We start from the raw sequence: 18,624 nt of genomic DNA, 5'->3' as shown, positions 1-18,624 counted from the left end.
CGGCGTTTCCTCCCCGTCATCCTGGACTTGATCCAGGATCCAGAGTTACGGAGCGCAACGCTCGTGGCTCTGGATCCTGACTTTCGTCAGGATGACGGAGGGGTGGGGAGGGGGTCGAAGCCCCAGTCCTCGGCCAGATCGCGCCAGGTTGGGTTGTCCGTCTCGATCAGCGTGGTCTTCCACGACCGTTTCCAGACCTTGAGCTGTTTCTCGCGCGTGATCGCCGCGTCCATCGTGTCTGCCATCGCAAACCAGACAAGCCGGTTCACGCCGTATCGCTTTGAGAACCCGTCGGTCACGCCCTCGCGATGCTGAACGATCCGCGCCATCAGGTCGGACGTCACGCCGATGTAGAGCGTTCCGTTGCGCCCGCTCGCCATGATATAGACCGCGGGTTGCCTAGCCATATCCTTCCCCCACCCCGTCATCCTGACGAAAGTCAGGATCCAGAGCCACAGGCGCCAGCATTCGCCGCTCTGGATACTGGGTCAAGCCCAGTATGACGACACAGGAAAGCCCGATGACCAACCATTTCGACCTCACCGACGACCAGCGCGAGATCCAGGAGCTCGCGCGCCGCTTCACCGCCGATCGGATCACCCCGCATGCGGCCGAGTGGGACGAGAAGCACATCTTCCCGCGCGACACGATCAAGGCGGCGGCCGAGCTCGGTTTCGCGGCGATCTATGTCAGCGAGGAGAGCGGCGGGATCGCGCTCGGGCGCCTCGAAGCCGCGTTGATCATGGAGGCGATGTCGTATGGGTGCCCTTCGACGAGCGCGTTCATCAGCATCCACAACATGGCGGCGTGGATGATCGACCGGTTCGGATCGGCCGCGGTGAAAGACAAGTATCTCCCCGATCTGGTGAAGATGGACCGGCTGGCGAGCTATTGCCTGACCGAGCCGGGTTCGGGGTCGGACGCCGCCGCGCTGAAGACGCGCGCGGTACGTGACGGCGACGACTGGATCGTGACGGGATCGAAGCAGTTCATCTCGGGCGCAGGCGAGAACGAGGTGTACGTCACCATGGTCCGCACCGGTGAGGAGGGGCCCAAGGGCATTTCGTGCCTGGTGATCGAGAAGGACATGCCCGGCGTGTCGTTCGGCGCGAACGAGAAGAAGCTCGGCTGGCATTCGCAGCCGACGCGGCAGGTGATCTTCGACGGCGTCCGCGTGCCGGGCGCGAACATGGTCGGCGGCGAGGGCGAGGGCTTTCGGATCGCGATGATGGGGCTCGACGGCGGGCGGCTGAACATCGGTGCGTGCTCGCTCGGCGGCGCGCAGCGGTGTCTCGACGAGGCGATCGCCTATACGCGCGACCGGAAGCAGTTTGGGAAGGCCATCGCGGACTTCCAGAACACGCAGTTCATGCTTGCCGACATGGCGACAGAATTGGAGGCGGCGCGTGCGCTGCTCTACATCGCGGCGGCCAAGGTCACGGCGAACGCGCCCGACAAGACCAAGTTCGCGGCGATGGCGAAGCGGCTGGCGACGGACACCGGCTCGTCGGTGGTCGACCGCGCGTTGCAGCTGCACGGCGGCTACGGGTATCTGCAGGATTACCCGATCGAACGCTTCTGGCGCGACCTGCGTGTGCATTCGATCCTCGAGGGTACCAACCAGGTCATGCGCATGATCGTCGGCCGCGAGCTGACCCGGCAATGAGCCCGCGCAGCGATCGCTATGCCTTCCACTCCGCGTCTCCGCGCCTCCGCGTGAAAAGAAGTTTTGTTCGCGCGGAGGCGCGGAGGCGCGGAGATGATGCCCGGGAGGTGATCGCGTGACCGATGATCTGATCGTCGAGAATGAAGGGCCTGTCGGCCGGATTCGGCTGAACCGGCCCAAGGCGTTGCACGCGCTCAATCTGGCGATGTGCGAAGGCGTGCTGGAGGCGCTCGAGGCGTGGCGCGGGGATGCGTCAGTTGAGGCGATCATCGTGGATCATGCCGAGGGGCGCGGGTTCTGCGCCGGGGGCGATATCCGGATGCTCGCCGCGTCGGGAGCCGGCGACGGCGCCGAAGCGCGCGCGTTCTTTCACGCCGAGTATCGGATGAACCACCGGCTGTTCGTCTATGCCAAGCCGATCGTCGCGTTCATGGACGGGATCACGATGGGCGGCGGCGTCGGGCTCGCCTTGCCGTGCACGTACCGCGTCGCGACGGAGAACACGAAGTTCGCGATGCCCGAGACGGGGATCGGGCTGTTCCCCGATGTCGGCGGGGGATGGTATCTGTCGCGGCTGCCAGGGCGGATCGGGCAGTATCTCGCGCTGACCGGGCACCGGATCAACGGCGCCGATTGCCTGGCGCTGGGGCTGGCGACGCATTATCTGACGAGCGCCAAGCTCGAGAGCGTGAAGGACTGGATCGTCGAGCGTCCCCGCGAGATCGACGTCATACTCGAAGGGTCGTCCGACGTACCCGACGATGCCGAGATTATGACGCATCGTGACGAGATCGACCGGCTGTTCGCGTCCGATGTGCTCGAGGAAATCTATGCCGCGCTCGACGTCGATGGTGGTGAGTGGGCCGCGAAGACGCTTGCGACGCTCAAAACCAAGTCGCCGCAGACGATGAAGGTGTCGCTCCGGCTGCTCCGCGAAGGCGCGGCGATGGCGAGTTTCGCGGATGAAATGAAACAGGAATATGCGGTCGGCGCGCATGTCGTGCAGCGGCACGATTTCATCGAGGGCGTGCGCGCGGTGATCGTCGACAAGGACAATGCGCCGCGCTGGGATCCGGCGACGCCCGAGGGTGTGAGCGATCACGTGATCGACCAGATCTTCGCGCCGTTGCCCGAGGCCGAGGCGTGGACGCCGGGCTAATCCGTCATCCTGACGAAAGTCGGGATTCAGGATGACGATGCTTATTGGAGACTGAGATGGCCGATTACGAAACGATCCTCGTCGAGCAGCGTGGGCACGTCACGCTCGTCACGCTCAACCGCCCGCAGGCGCTCAACGCGCTCAATTCGCAGGTGCTTGCCGACCTGATCGCCGCGTTCGCCGCGTTCGATGCGGATCCGTCGCAGGGCTGCGCGGTGCTGACCGGCTCGGCCAAGGCGTTCGCGGCGGGGGCGGACATCAAGGAGATGCAGAGCCAGGGCTTTGCCGACATGTATGCGAGCAACTTCTTCGCCGGCTGGGAGCAGGTAACGCGGACGCGTAAGCCGATCATCGCCGCGGTCGCTGGCTATGCGCTGGGCGGCGGCTGCGAGGTCGCGATGATGTGCGACTTCATCCTCGCCGCGGACACCGCCAAGTTCGGCCAGCCCGAGATCAAGCTCGCCGTCTCCCCCGGCATGGGCGGATCGCAGCGCCTCACGCATGCGGTCGGCAAGGCCAAGGCGATGGAGATGGTGCTGACCGGGCGGATGATGGATGCGGTCGAGGCCGAGCGCGCAGGGCTGGTGTCGCGGATCGTCCCCGCCGACGAGCTGGTCGATGAAGCGGTGAAGACCGCAGCCACCATCGCCGCGATGGCGCCGCTGGCGGTGCTAGCGAACAAGGAAATGGTCAACGCAGCGTTCGAGACGGGGCTCGCGATGGGCGTGCAGTTCGAGCGGCGGCTGTTCCACGGGCTGTTCGGCACCGCTGACCAGAGCGAAGGCATGGCCGCGTTCGTCGAGAAGCGTGCGGGGACCTGGACGGGGAAGTAGCGCGGCCACCCGTCATCGTCGCTGCCCGTCATTCTGACGAAAGTCACGATCCAGGGTTACCGGCGGTGTCGTTCCTGGCTCTGGATCCTGACTTTCGTCAGGATGACGGGGTTGGGGGCGTGCGGGACCTAGTCGCGGATGACGCTGTTGGATCGCGAGCGGCACAGTCGCCGCGGAGGATTTAGGAGAGAGAACATGGCACGCATCGGATTCATCGGGCTCGGCAACATGGGCGGCGGGATGGCCGCGAACCTCGCGAAGAACGGCCATGACGTCCACGCGTTCGACCTGAGCGCCGACGCGCTGGCCAAGGCAAAGGCGGCGGGCTGCCTCCCCGTCGCCTCCGCCGCCGAGGCCGCCGACGGGGCGGAGGCGATCGTGACGATGCTGCCCGCGGGCAAGCACGTCGCCGAGGTGTATGACGCGCTGTTCGGCGTCGCGGCGCCGACCGCGATCCTGATCGACTGTTCGACGATCGACGTCGCGACCGCAAAACAGGTCGCCGACGCCGCGCAGGCCAAGGGGCTTGCGGCGGTCGACGCGCCCGTCTCCGGCGGGATTGGTGCTGCCAATGCGGGCACGCTCACCTTCATGGTCGGCGGTTCGGCGGCGGCGTTCGAGCGCGCCGAGCCGATTCTCGCGGCGATGGGCAAGGCGGTGATCCATGCGGGTGCGAACGGCGCGGGGCAGGCGGCGAAGATCTGCAACAACATGATCCTCGGCGCGACGATGATCGCGACCTGCGAGGCGTTCGTGCTGGCCGAAAAGCTCGGGCTCGACGCGCAGGCCTTTTACGACATCGCCAGCGTCTCGTCGGGGCAGAGCTGGTCGATGACGAGCTATGCGCCGCTGCCGGGGATCGGCCCCGACACCCCCGCCGACCATGACTATCAGGGCGGGTTCGCGGCGGCCCTGATGCTGAAGGACCTGCGGCTTGCGATGGCGGCGGCGCAGGATGTCGGCGCCGACACGCCGATAGGCGCGAAGGCGGCGGAGCGCTACGAGGCGTTCGCCGCGGCCGGGCAGGGCGGGCTCGACTTCTCCGCGATCATCCGCACGTTGCAGGGCAAGGCCTAACCCGGCGTGCGGCGGACCGGCGGGAGCGCGTTGCAGATGTCCGCACCGCCCGCCGGCACCGTGAAGAACGGCGGCGTACGGTTCTCGCGCCCCGCGATCCAGGCGGCGAAGCGCGGGTTGCGCGTCGCGCGGTACTGGAAGTGCGGGCGGGTGGCGGCGGGAAGGTCGCTCGCCAGCCGCGCCGAGACGATCGGGCTGCGCTCGGCGGGGGTGGCGTAGAAGCCGAGCTCGCCCGTCCCGCGCGGCAGCGACGACAGCCACTCGATCCCGTCGATCACCCGCCCGACGACCGCGATGTTGCGGTCGAGCGCGCGCGGCGCATGGCCGATGACGGTGTAGAGCTCGGCGCCGCTGCCGACGCTCGGCGCCAGATCACGCGCGACGCCGACCATCCCGTAGCAATGCGGCAGCCATTGCCGTGCGCCCGAGCCGGCGAGCGGCCAGCCATCCGCGCTGTAGCCCGCCCATTCGGCATAAGGATCGCGCTTCGTCAGCCGCGCGACCGCGGCCGGCCCGGCCAGGTCATATTCGGCGGCGATCCCGTCCGCGACGCCGGGGACGAGCGGCTTCTTCTCGGTCGCATCGCCCCATTGCGCGACGTAATTGTCCTGCACGCGGTAGACGCTGGTCGCGGTGTCCCACCAGCGCGCGCGGGCGAGCGCGCGGATATTGGCGACATGCGCTGGCGCATAGGCGGGCGCGAGGCGAAGCGTGAAGCCATGCCCGTTCGCCAGCGTGAAGACGAGAATTTCGTCATCGGGCACCGCCACCCAGTCCGCCGCGATCGGATCGGACGGCAGCGGCGCGGGCGCCGGCGTGGCTTGGGCGAGGGCGGCGGCGAGCAGGGCGGTGATCATCGCTGTGAGACTGCCCGAGTGCCGCCCCGCACGCAATCGCTTGCGCCGCAGCCAAACCCGCTCTAGCAGGCGCGTTCCAGAGCAATGCGGAGCGGTGGCCGAGTGGTCGAAGGCGCTCGCCTGGAAAGTGAGTATACGTCAAAAGCGTATCGAGGGTTCGAATCCCTCCCGCTCCGCCACCACCCTTTGGATCTAAACCCAAAGTTGCGATCAAGTCGTCGGGTTCCCATAACCGCTCCCCAAAAGCGCGCGTGCTTGAAGCCGAACGTCGCTGCACGATTTCCGCGGGTATCGCTGGCCGTGGTTTATGTCGCGTTAGGCCGCGCCCCTGTATTGCGTACGGCCTATGCTCAGAGTTGACCGGTAAAAGCGGTCGTAAGCCGCCCCTCCGCTTTCGGGCGGCGATTGCCATGAACAGCCGTTCGTCCATACGATGGGCTACGGGTTTAGTCGCCTGACCCTTCCCGAGATCGGACGCCTTTCAGATGTAGTAAATACGGCATCAATCAATAGCTTACCGTAATTGTAATCGTATCATTATAGGCTCCGGGGCGTGGCGAGAGATTGGCGGGAATTCTTCCGTAAATCTGGTAGGTCGAACTCCCGCCAAGCAACGGGATGATATCGAAGGACCGCACGGTGGAGCTCCCGCCCGACCCGTCGCCCCAGATCTGCGTTCGCGCCGGATCCGCATAAAGCTGATAGGGCAAGGTCGCCGTTCCAGAAATCATGCGTCGCGCCGTATAGCTGCCGTCTCGTCCCGGGCTGAGCGCGATCGTGTACCCGCCGAGACCGGAGAGTATGAAGCAGTTGATCGTGATCGTGCCCGTCGCGTCGTCCGCCGACGTGGCGGACCCGTCATAGTTCCCGAACGCGACCCCGCTTGCCGATACCGAGCATCCCGCATCCGCGACAGCGGGTATCGCGAGGCAAAAGAGCGTGAACAGCACGCGGGCGATCACGGGGCCGTCTCGACACAGGAAAACGGGCCAAGCCGCGCGAGACCCCGGTCCCGCGCAGCGACGGACAGTCCAACACGGCAGCGCGTGCCGTCGGGGCGCGCGACGTTCAGGACGGTGTGCTGGTCGAGCCCCTCGACGAAGGTCTCCCCGTCGAAACCCAGGGGATACGTCGCCCCGGACGCTTCCAGCGTGACGGTGCTTCCCGGTGGAAGTGGTCTACCGCTTGCGTCGACCAGGATCAGCACCGCGCCATTTGGTCGTTTGATCGGAAACCTGAGCACGACGCCTGCCCGATCCTGTGGCCGGACATCGCGTTCCCCGGTTGCGATCACGGCATCGGGCGGCAGATCGGTCGGCTCGATGGCGAGGTGATTGACCTGGAACGACCGCAGGTCGGTAACCATCAGCTTGCCCGACCGGCCGGTTCGGCCGGCGACCCTGTTTTCGTGCAGCACCCGAACACCTGCCAACCCTTGCGTGTCGACAATCGCGAAACTGTCGTTGATCGTATTCGACAGGAATACCGAGCCATCGATTGCGGACACGGACCCGCGCGCCTGGGCACGGATCGTCGTTGCACCGTTGGTCCGATCGATTCCGGCGGCCAGCCATCCGATGCGGGACCGATGTTGTACTTCGACAAACTGGCTTTCGATCGCGCCGCGTCCGATCGCCGCCTGATAGCCCCATGAATCGGCCTCGCTCGTGCCGCGCGCCGCCTGCAGCTGGCTTTGCCAGCGGCCGCCTTGCATCTGCCGATCAACACTCGCCTGACTGCGCCGTCCGAAGGGAAGCGACAGGCCGAACATGATGCTGCGGCCGCCGCGTACGGTGGTGTCGTGCGAGCCGTTCGCGTAGATCGATACCGGTCCCCGCTGCACGCTGTAGGTGACGGATGCCAGACGGACCGCGGAACCGCGGCCAAACATCGCCGGCGCGCCCTTCAGCCTTCCCCAGGCGACGTCGCCTGCCTGATCGAGTGCGGTATAGCCGAGGGACATCGTACCGGCCGGACCCATTGCAAGCGCAATGCTGGCGTCGGTCTGCTGGCGAATGGCAGGATAGCCATCGCTTGCCGCGTTGTCGCGAAAGTCCTTCGTCGCAAATCCATGGGACAGCCTGAGCGACACCAGTGAGTCGCGGTGTTCGATTTGCGCAATGCAGCGCACACCGTTTCCGTCCCGCCCGCTGCTGGCCGCGCAATCACCCGTGGCGATTGCCAGATTGGCCAGGTTTACCGACACGCCCGACCCGACGAGCGCCGCGCTGCGGGTTGCTTCGGCATAGAGCGCCGCCGTCAGCCGTGGCGATACGCCCCAGCGGTAGCTGCCGCTTGCCGCAAGCTGTCCGTAGGCGTTGCTCTGGCTCCCGAATTGGTGCCGGATAACGCCAGCCTGGACAGCGAACGTGTGCAACCCGGGTGCCAGCAGAGCATTGCTCGCATAATAGGCCACCGTCGTCCTGACGGATTGTCCCAGCGAATTCTGGAGGTTCAGCGAGACTTTGCCGCTGCCCGTCTGCACCGGGACGTTGCGGATCTCGAAGGGACCAGAGCCGATAGGCAGGGATACCGCGGATGCGTCGTTCACAAGGATGTCGGCGATGGTGGGGACGACCGCGTTTCCACGAAAATCCGGCAGCGGCATCGTGATCAGGTCGGGTCGCAGCGCGAAGTCCGAACCGAATTGGATGCCGCCGAGCCGGATCGCCCGTTGCGAGTCCGCACCCGACGTGATGAAGTCGCCCAACCTGAGCCGCAGCAGGCGGTCGGGCAGCGAAACGGTGTAGGTGAAATCAAGCCTCGTCGCGCGATAGGTCGTCGTCGTCCCCGAACGGAATGCGGTCATCAAGGCCTGACCAGCCGCAACCCCATGGCCTGAAAAGACGCGGGCATCGAGGTACGCGGAAAAGGCCTGGCGACGAGCATCGCCGGTCACTGTCGTATCGTAGTTCAGCGTGGAACCGGTCCCGCTCTCCACCGCTCCGGCCATGGCAGGATCGGCAGTGGCCGAGATCGTCGTTCTCACCAGACGCGCCTCGGAAGCGGTCACGTAGAGTCGGCCTGTAGCCTGGTCGACGTGCCAGCGAAAATCACGGTCGGCGACGATGTCCGCAAGTTCATCGCCGGGCGTGGTGCGCGGGGCAAGGCCGAGTTCGACGAGTTCCTTGGGGGTTGCCGCCAGTCCGTCGCCGCGCAGAACAAACTCGCCGATTTTCCCAGTCGGGCGCCCATTGATCCAGACCTCCAGCAGCGTCGGTGCGGGAGCGGCCCCGGCATGGTCAGCGAGGCAGATCATCAAGAGAAATCGACAGGTCGATCGGAGGGCTTTGGCGCGCATCGCACGGTCCCGTCCCCGCTACCGCGCGAGGGCAACGGTGATGGGGCCCTTTCCGCCCTCCATCGTCAGTCGATAGCGGCCATCCACGGCGGCTTGGACGGGCATGTCCTGGACCGGAAGTTCCTGCGTCGCGCCAGCCAGCAGATAGGGTGAGCCACCGTTCTTGATGGCGATCGGCGCGCCGTTCGTGTCGCGCAGGACAACGTTGCGCAGCGTCTCATGACGCGCTCCCGGATTTTCGAGCACGAGCACCGTGTCACCGTCCCGGCGCGCCAGCCGAAATCGAACGCCGGGGTTCGCCGGAGCGACGGGCTCGACGAAGATCGGCATGGAAATGCGCAGGACCATGCGCACGGCACCGGGTTCGGACGCGCGCGGGATCTGATCGAGGACCAATCGGTACGTCAGTTCCTTGGACGCCGGCTTATGCCGCACGAGAACCCGGAAGACCTGGTTCGAATGGGGTGGGATCGTCACGATGCGGGGACTGACGACCACATCGTCGGCCGGTGTGAGGACATCGTCAGGCTGTTGCGTCCAGGCAAAGGGCCGGATCTGGACCACCGTTTCCTCAGCGCCATCGTTGCGAACCGTCAGGCTCGTCGCCTGCTGCGAGGCGGCAAGATTGAACGTGACCGGGCTCACCGACAGGGATTGTGCGTGAAGCGGGGCGATGCCCGTTGCCAGGACGACCCCGTATCCGCCCGCCATCGACCAGCGACGAAGCCTCTCGACGCGAATAACACTTCCCCGGGCCATCAGTAGGTGATCGTTGCGGTCAGAGTATCCGAATAGGCTCCGGGGACGGGCAATTGACCCGCTGCAAGGCGCCCATAAACGGTAATGGCCTGAGCGCCGCCGTTGCCGGTGCCCGAGACCGTGTCCGTACCGATCGTCGTGCCCCAGCTATTGGTACGCGCACTGTCGCGATAGACGGCATAGGCGAGCACATCGACGCTGGGGCCGTTCATGTACCGGTTCGTTACGGTCGCCCCCGTGCCCAGGCCTGCGCTGACGCCGATGGTGTAGGCGGTGGTATCCGTGCAGGTCGCGGTGATCGTCGAGGTCGCGTCGGTTTGGGTCCCGGTATAGGTTCCGAACGTCAGCGCGGTCGCCGAAATCTGGCAACTCGACACGACGTTGGCCGTCACATTGAACGTCGTGTTCGCCGTCGATGCGCTTGCCGAGCTATTCGCCACAACCATGCATAGGGGAATGCTCAGAACGCGAGCCTGCGTTTTGAAAAAGGCTGTAGTGGTGTGAAGCGACGGCCGACCTATGCGCAGTAACGCAATATGCCGGGCCAAGTTCTGCGTAATCATAAGACGGCCACCTTTCTCAGGCAATTATAGAATGCCAGCCAAAGGAAGGGCGTCAGCCTCAGGAAAAACGTCACCATTTATATGCGGCGATCCACCACCGGTGTCCCTAACCAACTGCAGATTATTGCGAATTAGGAAGTTCTTCAGAGTCCACTTGGACTGAGGAGTCTGGACGGTAATTCTTCACCTCGTCGTAATGAAGCGCTTGTTCGCTTAAAAAGAGTGGCTGAGATGTATTGAGCATTTGTCCAAATACGTGCGCGCCGCGATCAACCCGAAAGGCGCCGATTATCATTCTCGCAGCCGTTTTAACCAACGGCGGCCTCCCACCGACTACCCTAAATCGGACGCGCCGCTTTCTTCTCGATCACGGCAGCCATGAGGAAATATCAGCCGCCAAAAGCCGTCAGCGCGAACAGGGAAATGCTTGAAGTCGGGGAGCGGGGAAGGTGGCAGAGATGGCCGGATTTGGTTCGAGTGTGCCAGTGTAGTGCAAGCAATGAATCAGACGCGCACCGTCCGTAGGTCTAAAACTTGACTTACGCGACCTTGCCGAACCCGTCACTGAAGCACCACGTGCCTCGCCCCCTCCGCTTCGCGTCGTAAAGCGCAACGTCAGCGGATTTCAGGATTGTTTGTATGCTGTCGCCGTCGCCGGGATAAAGCGCGATGCCGATGCTGAAACTTAGGTACATCTGTCCTCCGTTGAAGTCGACAGCAGGCTGGACGCCATCGACGATGCGACCGCATGCCGCATCGATATCGGCGGTGCTGCCGATGTCGGGTAAGAGTATGGCAAACTCGTCACCGCCGAGCCGCGCGACATGGCTCAACTCTCCAACGGCTGCGCGCAGACGCTCTCCTGCGGCGACGAGGAGCGCATCGCCAGCATCGTGGCCAAACGTGTCGTTCACGACCTTGAAATGGTCAAGATCGATCAGGAGTAAGGCAAACCGGGACTTTTGACGATCGGACAGTGCGATGAGATTGCGCATGTGTCGTGTGAACTGTCGACGATTGGCGAGGGAGGTAAGTCCGTCGAAATAGGCCAGATATTCGAGCTCGTCATGAGCTTTGCGTAGCGCCGCGTCGCTCCGCCAGTTTGCCCGCACGCTTGCGAAGATATAACTGATGCAAAGACCCGACGCGATTGTCGACGTGAGAGTAGTAAAATAGCTTGCTGGTTCGACCAGCCAAGGCAGCGCGAGCATTGCGCTGGCGGGAACACCAACCTTGAATGCCACGATCGACGGGGCGCGGAAGGCAAAGGCTTGGGCGTGGATCAGCTGTGAGATCAGCATGACGATAACCGCCGAACCTATATCAGGAACCCTGCTCCACCACAGCAAAACCGGCAAGCTCGTCCACGCGATCGTCGTCATGAGTGCGGAGGCAATATAGTTGAGCCGCAGCGGCAGGCGCCCGCCATCCGGTTGCGCCAGCATGATGCTGCATTGCCTGCACCACAGTTCTGCAAAGCCGACAAAGCTGATCCAGAGTATCGCAGCGCGAGAGCCCAGATGGGTGAGCAACAGCAAGCTCGCCAGAGCGGCGATCACCAATCGCGGCAACAGCGTTTTCAGGCCGTCCAGCGCCGCCCCATCGAGCCGATGGTCTCCCAGCCGTTCCAGCCAACCACGCGATATCAGGCCGCGGGGCATGATCACGTGTTCCCTGATGCCAGCACAGCCAGGATTGGGCGAATCCGGTCGCAGGGGCAGTGCGTAGTCCTGTGCCGCCGATCGTGATGGTAGGGAAAATCGCCGACATGCATGCGCGCATTATAGGACAGCGTGAATCGATCGAGATAACGACACCGAAAAGTTCAGCGATCGGACCTTGCCATCCAAGCTGCAGAAATCACCGGTTTTTGCATTGATCCAAGAACGGCATGAAACCTAGGGTTCCTCCGATGCAAAAGGCTGGTGCAGCTGTGGCGCCCATGCAGTGGCTGGTTTTCCGGGGTGCAGCCCTAAAAGTGGAAAGTTCGCTTCCCTCTCCATTCCCGACATTTACAAAAAATCTGACGCCAAAAGCGGTCAATCGCGGCGCATGAATATCCAGTAGCCGCCCGTACTGGCAGACTGGATGCGCACCGTCAGTTCCCGGTCGCGGTCCTCGAAGTCGCCGACGTGGCTGAACTCCAAATCGAGCACGCCCGATACCCGGGCACGCTCGACGCGACCGCGAAAGTCAGGATTGTCCATACAGGGGGCGATCCTGCTGAAGAAGTCCAGGCCGAGGCGGTCGTGATTGCCGGAGCCCGACAGGCGCCGCTCTGCCGCACTATAATATTCGACCTTGCCATCGTCACCGATCCGGATTGCGCCATAGGGCAAGGCGTCGACCGTTTCGCTTGGTAGCGCCTCTATCGCCATCGCCAGCCGGGGCTCGTTGAAATCAGGTAGCTCACGGGCGTCAACCATCATCGTTCCCCCACCGCTTCACGTTCGATGACAACCGCACCGACGATATGATCGACGACGATCCCGTCCGACGAGAAGGGCAGCAACAGCCGCTCGAATGTTTCCCTATACCCGTCACCAAGGTTGATACGGGCATATTCATGCGACGGCTTGCCGGTCAGCGCGCAGCGGCGATAGGCCGCCTCGCGCGCCGCGAGGCTATCGTTGCCAGTGACCGGCATCTCGGTGGCGGCGATGCTGTGCGGTACAGCGTTGCGCAAGGTGTCGCCGACCAGCGTGAAGGTGAAATCGATCGGCACCTTCCCCAAGTCGATCTGCGCAACCACGATCCGGTGCGGCTCGCTGCATGCATTGATCGTGAAGGTCTCGAACAACGGGATGACTTGGCCTGCGCGGACGGCGCGCCAGTGGTCGAGCAATGACCGGGTGCAATCGGACTTCAAGCGCAGCGTCAGCCGATCGAGCCGCTCGGCATCGGACGCACGCTGGTCCCGTGCAATCAGGATGCGGCGCAGCGCATAGTGCAATACGGCGGGATTGAAGGGCTTCTGCACGACCGTCTCGCCATCGAGAGCGGCTTCGTTGGCGATCCCCGTCATAAACAGACAGGGAATGTCCGATCCCGAGGCGCGCACCTGCGCGACCAGGTCATTACCGGTCATGTCCGGCATGTGGACGTCGGTCACGAGCGCGTCGATCGCCCGCGTCCGTAACACGAGCAGCGCCGCCTGTGCGTCCGGCGCCACGATCACGTCGAAGCCGTCGTCTGACAATCCTTCGGCGATCATGGCGCACAATTCGGCGTCATCATCGACCAGCAGGACCGTTTCGAAAGCGCGCCCGGTCGCGTTGAAACCGGGCTCGTCGCTGCGGGGTGCAGGATCGGAGGCGCCAGGATCAACGGCACGCGGCAGGAAGATCGAGAATGTGGTTCCGTGGCCGGGGCGGCTTTCGATACGCAGGGCACCGCCCGACTGCTCCACGAAGCGCTGCACCATCGCGAGGCCCAGCCCGGTCCCCTTGCCGCGCGCCTTGGTGGTGAAGAACGGCTCGGTAATCCGCTGCAAGGTATCGCTGTCCATGCCGGGGCCGTTGTCGGCCACGACGATCCTGATCGCGTCCTGGCCGTCCAGTTCCAGCGGAAGATCCGCTGAAGTCCGGGCGCAATTGCTGACGGAGATATGCAGGTGGCCGCCGCCATTCATCGCATCGCTGGCATTGTTGGCAAGATTGAGCAGCGCCGACTGCAATTGTGCCGGGTCTGCCAGCACAGGCCAGAGATCGTCATCGCAGTCGATCGCGAGCGCGACGCTGCCGCGCATGCCGTGCCGGACGAGGTCGGAAATCTCGCCAATCGCGCCGGCTAGGTCGACACGCTGCGCAACCACATCCTCCTGGCGCGCAAAGGCGAGCAGTTGTCGTACAAGCGCAGCACCCCGCTCGGCCGCGCGCTGACCCATCGTCGCAATCTGCTCGATGCGGGGGTCGTCATTGCGGTTCTGGATAATTGTGAGCCCGCCGATCACCGCGCCGAGAATGTTATTGAAGTCGTGCGCGATGCCCGACACGAGCTGACCAACCGCTTCGAGCTTTTGGCTTTGCAGTTGCGCAGCCTGTACCGCTTCGCGCCGCTCGATCTCGGCTGTGAGGCGTGCATTGGCCTGGTTCAGTGCCGCAGTGCGAGCACGGACACGACGCTCCAGGTCAATATTCAGGTCCCGCAATTCGGCCTCGCGGCGACCCAAGGCCCGCGTCCCGTCCTCCCTGTCGATAAGTTCATGGAAATAGAAGACGATGCCGTAGCATTCGTCCGGCAGTGTCACACGCTCGATCCGCCAGCCATATGCCTCGCGTGCCTCGATATCCGCGCGCTGTTCCGGCGTCGTTGCAGCGTCATACGCCATGCCGGTGTCGAGCGTCTGCCGGAAGCGGGCGATCGCTTCGCTGGCAAAGGGCTCGGGCCAGAGAGCGCGAAGAATGTCAGCGAAATCGCGGCCGAGCAGCGGATGGATATTTTCGAATACCGTCTGGGCGCCGCGGCTGACTACACGCAGCCTGAAATCCGCATCGACCAGGCAGATTTCGAGAGGGTTGTTCGCGATCAGCGCTTCGAACGTCTCGATCTGGCGGCGAAGCCGGCCTTTCTGGACCTTGTCATGCGTGATGTCGCGCATGACCGATACGAAGCCGGTGATTTCGCCGCGCTCATCGCGCGTCGCGAATGTCGAGCGCTGGACGTCGATGATGTCGTCGGTCTTCAGATTGACGAGCTGCATCTCGCCCTCCCACACGCCGTCCCGCCTCGCTGTCGGCACGACGACCTTGTCGACGAGGTGGCGTTGTTCTGGGACAACGTAATCGGTCAGCCGCATCGGGAAAATGTCGGCCGCCTCGACTCCGATCAGGCGTCGGCCAGCCGGATTGAGATAGGTGAGTCGACCGCCGGCATCGCAAAGGCCGATCAGGTCGCCGGTGTATTCCGCCATCTGGATAAGGGCGGCGTTTCCGTTCGGGACCGCCATGAGAACGTCGGCGCGGCGCCCCTTGGCGAGAGGCTCGATGCTGTGACCGTCCTCGTTTGCGTCTTCCATAAAGGGCTCCCTGCCAGCGGGATCGATCCGGATGCGAAACATTAACCCTATATCGAGGACGGCACCATATCGGTTGTGGTTCTTGCTAAAATCTGTTGTATTTCGGGAGTCGCACTCGGCCAGCTAGATCCAGCCCGACGGGCCGCGCGCGTCTCAGCGCACAAAGCGTCGCATGAGATTGCCAGCCTATCGAAATGGCACTCGGCGCTATCGCTGCTGGAATAGGGCGGGCCTCGGCTAACACCTGAATGCACGGCTGAGAATGTCGATCCCGCTCCCAGTCCCGGACGCTCAGCCGCGGTTTCGCGCGCGCCGGTACCGGACATCTGTTTATGTCGGCTTCGTGCCGATCCCTGAGAGAAGCACGAATCCCGGGTGACGATCTTAAGCCCAGCAGAAAAACGTCTTCTTGTATTGGTTTAGCTACCGTTTCGTCAGGCCTTAGCACTCGCTGTGGCGGAGAGAGGCCTGCCTCTGTTGACGTAGACCGCGAGAGAGACGCGGCCATTCGTAGTTGGCAGCGCATCTGCTTGCGAGAGAAGTGTTGCGGCAGCGCCGTACGAGCGGGGACGTCGCGGTTAAAGCGCAGGCTCATCAAGGTCGACGTTTATTCACGTCGCCATTTACACGTTGAAAACTTCGCGTTCTTATCTTGAGCTTGCGTCACCATTGAAAGTGCCCAACAATGATCTTGGTCGTCGAGGACGAGACCGACGTCCGGGAGGAGTTGGTTGAAATGTTAGAATTGCGCTCGTTCGCGGTTAGCGGCGCAGCGTGTGTGGCCCTTGCCCTGGAGAGCTTGAAGCAAGGTTCCAGCCACGTAACCCTGTTGACGGACCTCCGCTTGCGAGACGGCAGTGGCCTCGACCTGGTCCGTGCAATTCGAGCCGACCCGGATCTGCAGGCAAAGGTGAACACCATAATCCTGATGACAGGCCACACCGATCTGACTGAACAGATAGAGCATGAAACCAAGAAGCAGGATCTTCATGTCCTTTTCAAGCCGGTCGACATCGAATTTCTTTTGTCACTGCTTACACAAGACGGGCGGGGTTGATGAATGACATCGTCAACCGCTTACGCCACGGCGGCGAGTCTCAACTAGCCGCAGAGCCGCTACGGCACATGACCGTCCAGGGATGGGCTCTGACGATCGTCCTTTTGGCCGTGGCCATCGGCGCGAGTTCCTTCCGCATTATTCTTGCGCCCGGGTTCGAAATGTATCTCGGCCCCCTTTTCTACCTTCTCGCATACAGGTTGGGCGGGCTGCGGCTAGCCATTCCCATGGTATTGCTAACGATGGCGTCATCCTGGTTCTGGTGGGGCCATATCTTTACCATTGCGCTGGCGCTGGGACATGTAGTCTTCATCAATTGGACTCGCTTCGCTGGCTCTTCGCTCGCCATCGCCACCGCCGTCTTTTTGCTTACCATCGGGACGGCGGCGGGGTTTCTATTCCTGCGCATCAACTACGATGCGTCGCTAACGATTTTCGCGCTGACGATGATCCGCAAGCTTCTCAACGATGTGTTGATGGCAGCGCTGGTCGATCTAGCGCTGTCACTCTTCGTCGTGAACCTTCCAGCCGGTCGGGTCTCGCTGCGCCGCACGATCAGCCTCGCCCAGCTCTTGCCGGCATCCATTACACTCATCGTGCTCGCGTGCGCGCTCGTCATGTTTGTCAGCAGTGTCCGGCGCTTTCCGGAAGAATTTAAATCCTTCATGGCCGAAACCGCGCTTCTGGCTGAGGTGCGGATCGGTCGCGGGCTCGTGACCGGAAATGGGTTCTTGGGCGTGGCAGAAACGCACAATACAGGAAGGCACCCCCAACGACTACTTATCTCGGACGACGAAAGCAGCCTGCGCTCCGCACAAGCGATGCAGCTTTTCGGCTGCACACGGATCGATGATGGACTGCAAGTGACGGGGCCGAACGACCGCAATACGTTCGCCTACTGGGTTACCGCGTGCCAGCTCGGCCGTTACACTCTTCCTGACCGCAAATATTTCTATCTCTACTCAACCCGACCCGCTGCCGAGAGTGCCTATCGCGTGGTGCTTCTAGAGATGCTCGGCCTGGGTGTCATTCTCGTCGTGTCGATCTTGCTGCAGCTGCTCATCACGCGCGCCCTGCGTCGTTCGCTGCAGGCCTGGAAGGAAGTCGCGGAAGGGTTCGGCCAGCCTGGCCTTTCGCTGCCTCAAAAGCTTACATTCAACGAGTTCGACCGCCCGATCGCAGCTATCGTCACCGCGAACAACAGCTTTGCCGAGTTGGTGCAAGAGCGCTTGCGAATTGCCCGGGCATTCATCGAACTCAAAAAGGAAATGGACCTGAGTCTTGCGGCGGATATCCGCTTCGACGCTGCCAAGGGCACCCTCGCTTTTCTGGACATGAACATCGAACGGGTTGCACAGGAGCGGTCCGAAGCAATCCATACCAATGATTGTCTAGCTTTTGCGGACATCTGCGATGATGCCGAGGCGTTTGTCGAGTTTCGGCTTGCAGACCAGGAATCGAGTGATTGGTATCTATTCGTCGGTCGCGACCTCCTGGCTCCCGGCCATTGGCGTTCGGGGTGGTTGGTGCGCCTCCGGCAGTCGAAGCTGGCGCAGAATCGGATGCTTCAGCAGGCGCGTCTCGTCGAGCTCGGGGGCATGGCCTCAGCCCTGAGTCATGAACTCAAACAACCTCTCTTCACCATCTCGCTTTCTGCCGAGAATGGCCGATTGTTGCTCGATCAGGCGAGTCCCGATGGCGCGGCGCGTGCTCGCGACAAGTTTGATCGGATCAGCGAACAGGTAAACCGTGCACGCGATATCATCACGCGTATTTCGCGCTACGCTCGGATCGAGAATGACAGCCCCGAACCGCTTGATCTGGGCGACGTCGTCAGCACAACATTGTCCTTCATGCGGCCGTTGCTGATCCAGCACGATGTCGGCGTGAAAATGACGTTGCCAGACGGGCCGCCGGTTCTGCTCCTTGCTCCGCGCGTCGGCCTCGAGCAGGTGCTCGTCAACGCCATTCAGAACGCGGTCGACTCCATCGCAACGCGACGCGAAGCCGAGGACGCTAGCCTGACCGGTGCCGTCGAACTGGAGGTAACTGTCTCAGAGAGCGGCGTTCGGATTAGTATTGTGGACAATGGCGCCGGGCTGTCTTTGAGTCATCCGGACCGGGCATTCGATGCCTTCATGACCACCAAAAAGACGGATCGCGGGACAGGTCTTGGCCTTTATATCTCCCGGCAGATCGTCATGGAAATCGGCGGAAAGATCAGTATCAGATCGCGCGAAGCTCCGGAGCGAGGCGCGATCCTGACCATCGATTTTCCCGATTTTGTAGCTATTTAGCCTATCAGGCTTCCATTGGAGACGGTGGATCGAACCTG

15 protein-coding genes and 1 tRNA gene are annotated in these 18,624 nt (G+C 63.0%); 7 read left to right on the top strand and 9 right to left on the bottom strand.

Features of this window, described 5'->3' with window-relative positions; translation table 11 throughout:
• Positions 1-86: 86 nt before the first annotated feature.
• Positions 87-407 carry a GIY-YIG nuclease family protein gene (locus tag IFS44_RS11090; protein ID WP_192098497.1) on the bottom strand — a complete coding sequence of 107 codons (321 nt, stop codon included), beginning with the start codon at positions 405-407 and terminating at the stop codon, positions 87-89.
• Positions 408-520: 113 nt separating this feature from the next.
• On the opposite strand from IFS44_RS11090, the gene IFS44_RS11085 reads away from it, so the two are divergent.
• The 4 genes from IFS44_RS11085 to mmsB all read left to right on the top strand — a co-directional run bounded on the left by IFS44_RS11085 (position 521) and on the right by mmsB (position 4,735).
• Positions 521-1,666 carry an acyl-CoA dehydrogenase family protein gene (locus tag IFS44_RS11085; RefSeq protein WP_192098496.1) on the top strand — a complete coding sequence of 382 codons (1,146 nt, stop codon included), beginning with the start codon at positions 521-523 and terminating at the stop codon, positions 1,664-1,666.
• A 115-nt stretch (positions 1,667-1,781) separates the two neighbouring features.
• Complete coding sequence (locus IFS44_RS11080) at positions 1,782-2,825, top strand: 3-hydroxyisobutyryl-CoA hydrolase (protein WP_192098495.1); 1,044 nt, start codon at positions 1,782-1,784, stop codon at positions 2,823-2,825.
• Positions 2,826-2,881: 56 nt separating this feature from the next.
• Complete coding sequence (locus tag IFS44_RS11075; RefSeq protein WP_192098494.1) at positions 2,882-3,658, top strand: enoyl-CoA hydratase; 777 nt, start codon at positions 2,882-2,884, stop codon at positions 3,656-3,658.
• 195 nt (positions 3,659-3,853) lie between these two features.
• Complete coding sequence (gene mmsB / locus IFS44_RS11070; RefSeq protein WP_192098493.1) at positions 3,854-4,735, top strand: 3-hydroxyisobutyrate dehydrogenase; 882 nt, start codon at positions 3,854-3,856, stop codon at positions 4,733-4,735.
• On the opposite strand, the gene IFS44_RS11065 is transcribed toward mmsB, so the two are convergent.
• Complete coding sequence (locus IFS44_RS11065; RefSeq protein WP_192098492.1) at positions 4,732-5,592, bottom strand: peptidylprolyl isomerase; 861 nt, start codon at positions 5,590-5,592, stop codon at positions 4,732-4,734. The genes mmsB and IFS44_RS11065 overlap by 4 nt on opposite strands.
• 88 nt (positions 5,593-5,680) lie before the next feature.
• On the opposite strand from IFS44_RS11065, the gene IFS44_RS11060 reads away from it, so the two are divergent.
• Positions 5,681-5,771 (top strand) — tRNA-Ser (locus IFS44_RS11060).
• Between the two features lie 327 nt (positions 5,772-6,098).
• On the opposite strand, the gene IFS44_RS11055 is transcribed toward IFS44_RS11060, so the two are convergent.
• The 7 genes from IFS44_RS11055 to IFS44_RS11025 form a co-directional block, all read right to left on the bottom strand.
• Complete coding sequence (locus IFS44_RS11055; RefSeq protein ID WP_192098491.1) at positions 6,099-6,554, bottom strand: spore coat protein U domain-containing protein; 456 nt, start codon at positions 6,552-6,554, stop codon at positions 6,099-6,101.
• A complete protein-coding gene (locus tag IFS44_RS11050; protein WP_192098490.1) occupies positions 6,551-8,893 on the bottom strand; it encodes a fimbria/pilus outer membrane usher protein in 2,343 nt (780 codons plus the stop codon). Before IFS44_RS11050 ends, IFS44_RS11055 begins: the two co-directional genes overlap by 4 nt.
• A gap of 18 nt (positions 8,894-8,911) precedes the next feature.
• Positions 8,912-9,538, bottom strand: coding sequence for a fimbria/pilus periplasmic chaperone (locus tag IFS44_RS11045; protein WP_206757834.1), 627 nt, complete (start codon positions 9,536-9,538; stop codon positions 8,912-8,914).
• Between the two features lie 113 nt (positions 9,539-9,651).
• Positions 9,652-10,098, bottom strand: a complete 447-nt coding sequence (locus IFS44_RS11040) for a Csu type fimbrial protein (RefSeq protein ID WP_192098488.1) — start codon at positions 10,096-10,098, stop codon at positions 9,652-9,654.
• Positions 10,099-10,754: 656 nt separating this feature from the next.
• Positions 10,755-11,876, bottom strand: a complete 1,122-nt coding sequence (locus IFS44_RS11035; RefSeq protein WP_244650232.1) for a GGDEF domain-containing protein — start codon at positions 11,874-11,876, stop codon at positions 10,755-10,757.
• A gap of 378 nt (positions 11,877-12,254) precedes the next feature.
• Positions 12,255-12,644, bottom strand: a complete 390-nt coding sequence (locus IFS44_RS11030; protein WP_197977846.1) for a hypothetical protein — start codon at positions 12,642-12,644, stop codon at positions 12,255-12,257.
• Positions 12,641-15,232 (bottom strand): ATP-binding protein, encoded by a 2,592-nt coding sequence (locus IFS44_RS11025; protein WP_192098486.1) that lies wholly within the window; start codon positions 15,230-15,232, stop codon positions 12,641-12,643. The genes IFS44_RS11030 and IFS44_RS11025 overlap by 4 nt, the downstream gene beginning before the upstream one ends.
• Before the next feature lie 685 nt (positions 15,233-15,917).
• Between IFS44_RS11025 and IFS44_RS11020 the strand changes: the two genes are divergently transcribed.
• The gene (locus tag IFS44_RS11020) at positions 15,918-16,289 is read left to right on the top strand and encodes a response regulator (protein WP_192098485.1); all 372 of its coding nucleotides are present in this window, start codon (positions 15,918-15,920) and stop codon (positions 16,287-16,289) included.
• On the top strand, positions 16,289-18,586 hold the full coding sequence (locus IFS44_RS11015; RefSeq protein WP_192098484.1) for a sensor histidine kinase: 2,298 nt from the start codon (positions 16,289-16,291) through the stop codon (positions 18,584-18,586). Before IFS44_RS11020 ends, IFS44_RS11015 begins: the two co-directional genes overlap by 1 nt.
• The last annotated feature ends 38 nt before the right edge of the window (positions 18,587-18,624 follow it).

This window comes from Sphingomonas sp. CFBP 13706, from assembly GCF_014842355.1.
GTDB classification, from domain to species: domain Bacteria; phylum Pseudomonadota; class Alphaproteobacteria; order Sphingomonadales; family Sphingomonadaceae; genus Sphingomonas; species Sphingomonas aerolata.
Note: the sequence above shows the minus strand (reverse complement) of the source record. Positions and strands in the feature narration are given on the sequence as shown.

What these genes read in the sequence shown, in the direction of transcription:
- IFS44_RS11085 (WP_192098496.1), top strand. Translation starts at nt 521, where the DNA reads ATGACCAACCATTTCGACCTCACCGACGACCAGCGCGAGATCCAGGAG.
- IFS44_RS11020 (WP_192098485.1), top strand. Translation starts at nt 15,918, where the DNA reads ATGATCTTGGTCGTCGAGGACGAGACCGACGTCCGGGAGGAGTTGGTT.
- IFS44_RS11050 (WP_192098490.1), bottom strand. Translation starts at nt 8,893, where the DNA reads ATGCGCGCCAAAGCCCTCCGATCGACCTGTCGATTTCTCTTGATGATC.
- IFS44_RS11035 (WP_244650232.1), bottom strand. Translation starts at nt 11,876, where the DNA reads ATGCCCCGCGGCCTGATATCGCGTGGTTGGCTGGAACGGCTGGGAGAC.
- mmsB (WP_192098493.1), top strand. Translation starts at nt 3,854, where the DNA reads ATGGCACGCATCGGATTCATCGGGCTCGGCAACATGGGCGGCGGGATG.
- IFS44_RS11015 (WP_192098484.1), top strand. Translation starts at nt 16,289, where the DNA reads ATGAATGACATCGTCAACCGCTTACGCCACGGCGGCGAGTCTCAACTA.
- IFS44_RS11025 (WP_192098486.1), bottom strand. Translation starts at nt 15,232, where the DNA reads ATGGAAGACGCAAACGAGGACGGTCACAGCATCGAGCCTCTCGCCAAG.
- IFS44_RS11030 (WP_197977846.1), bottom strand. Translation starts at nt 12,644, where the DNA reads ATGATGGTTGACGCCCGTGAGCTACCTGATTTCAACGAGCCCCGGCTG.
- IFS44_RS11090 (WP_192098497.1), bottom strand. Translation starts at nt 407, where the DNA reads ATGGCTAGGCAACCCGCGGTCTATATCATGGCGAGCGGGCGCAACGGA.
- IFS44_RS11065 (WP_192098492.1), bottom strand. Translation starts at nt 5,592, where the DNA reads ATGATCACCGCCCTGCTCGCCGCCGCCCTCGCCCAAGCCACGCCGGCG.
- IFS44_RS11040 (WP_192098488.1), bottom strand. Translation starts at nt 10,098, where the DNA reads ATGGTTGTGGCGAATAGCTCGGCAAGCGCATCGACGGCGAACACGACG.
- IFS44_RS11075 (WP_192098494.1), top strand. Translation starts at nt 2,882, where the DNA reads ATGGCCGATTACGAAACGATCCTCGTCGAGCAGCGTGGGCACGTCACG.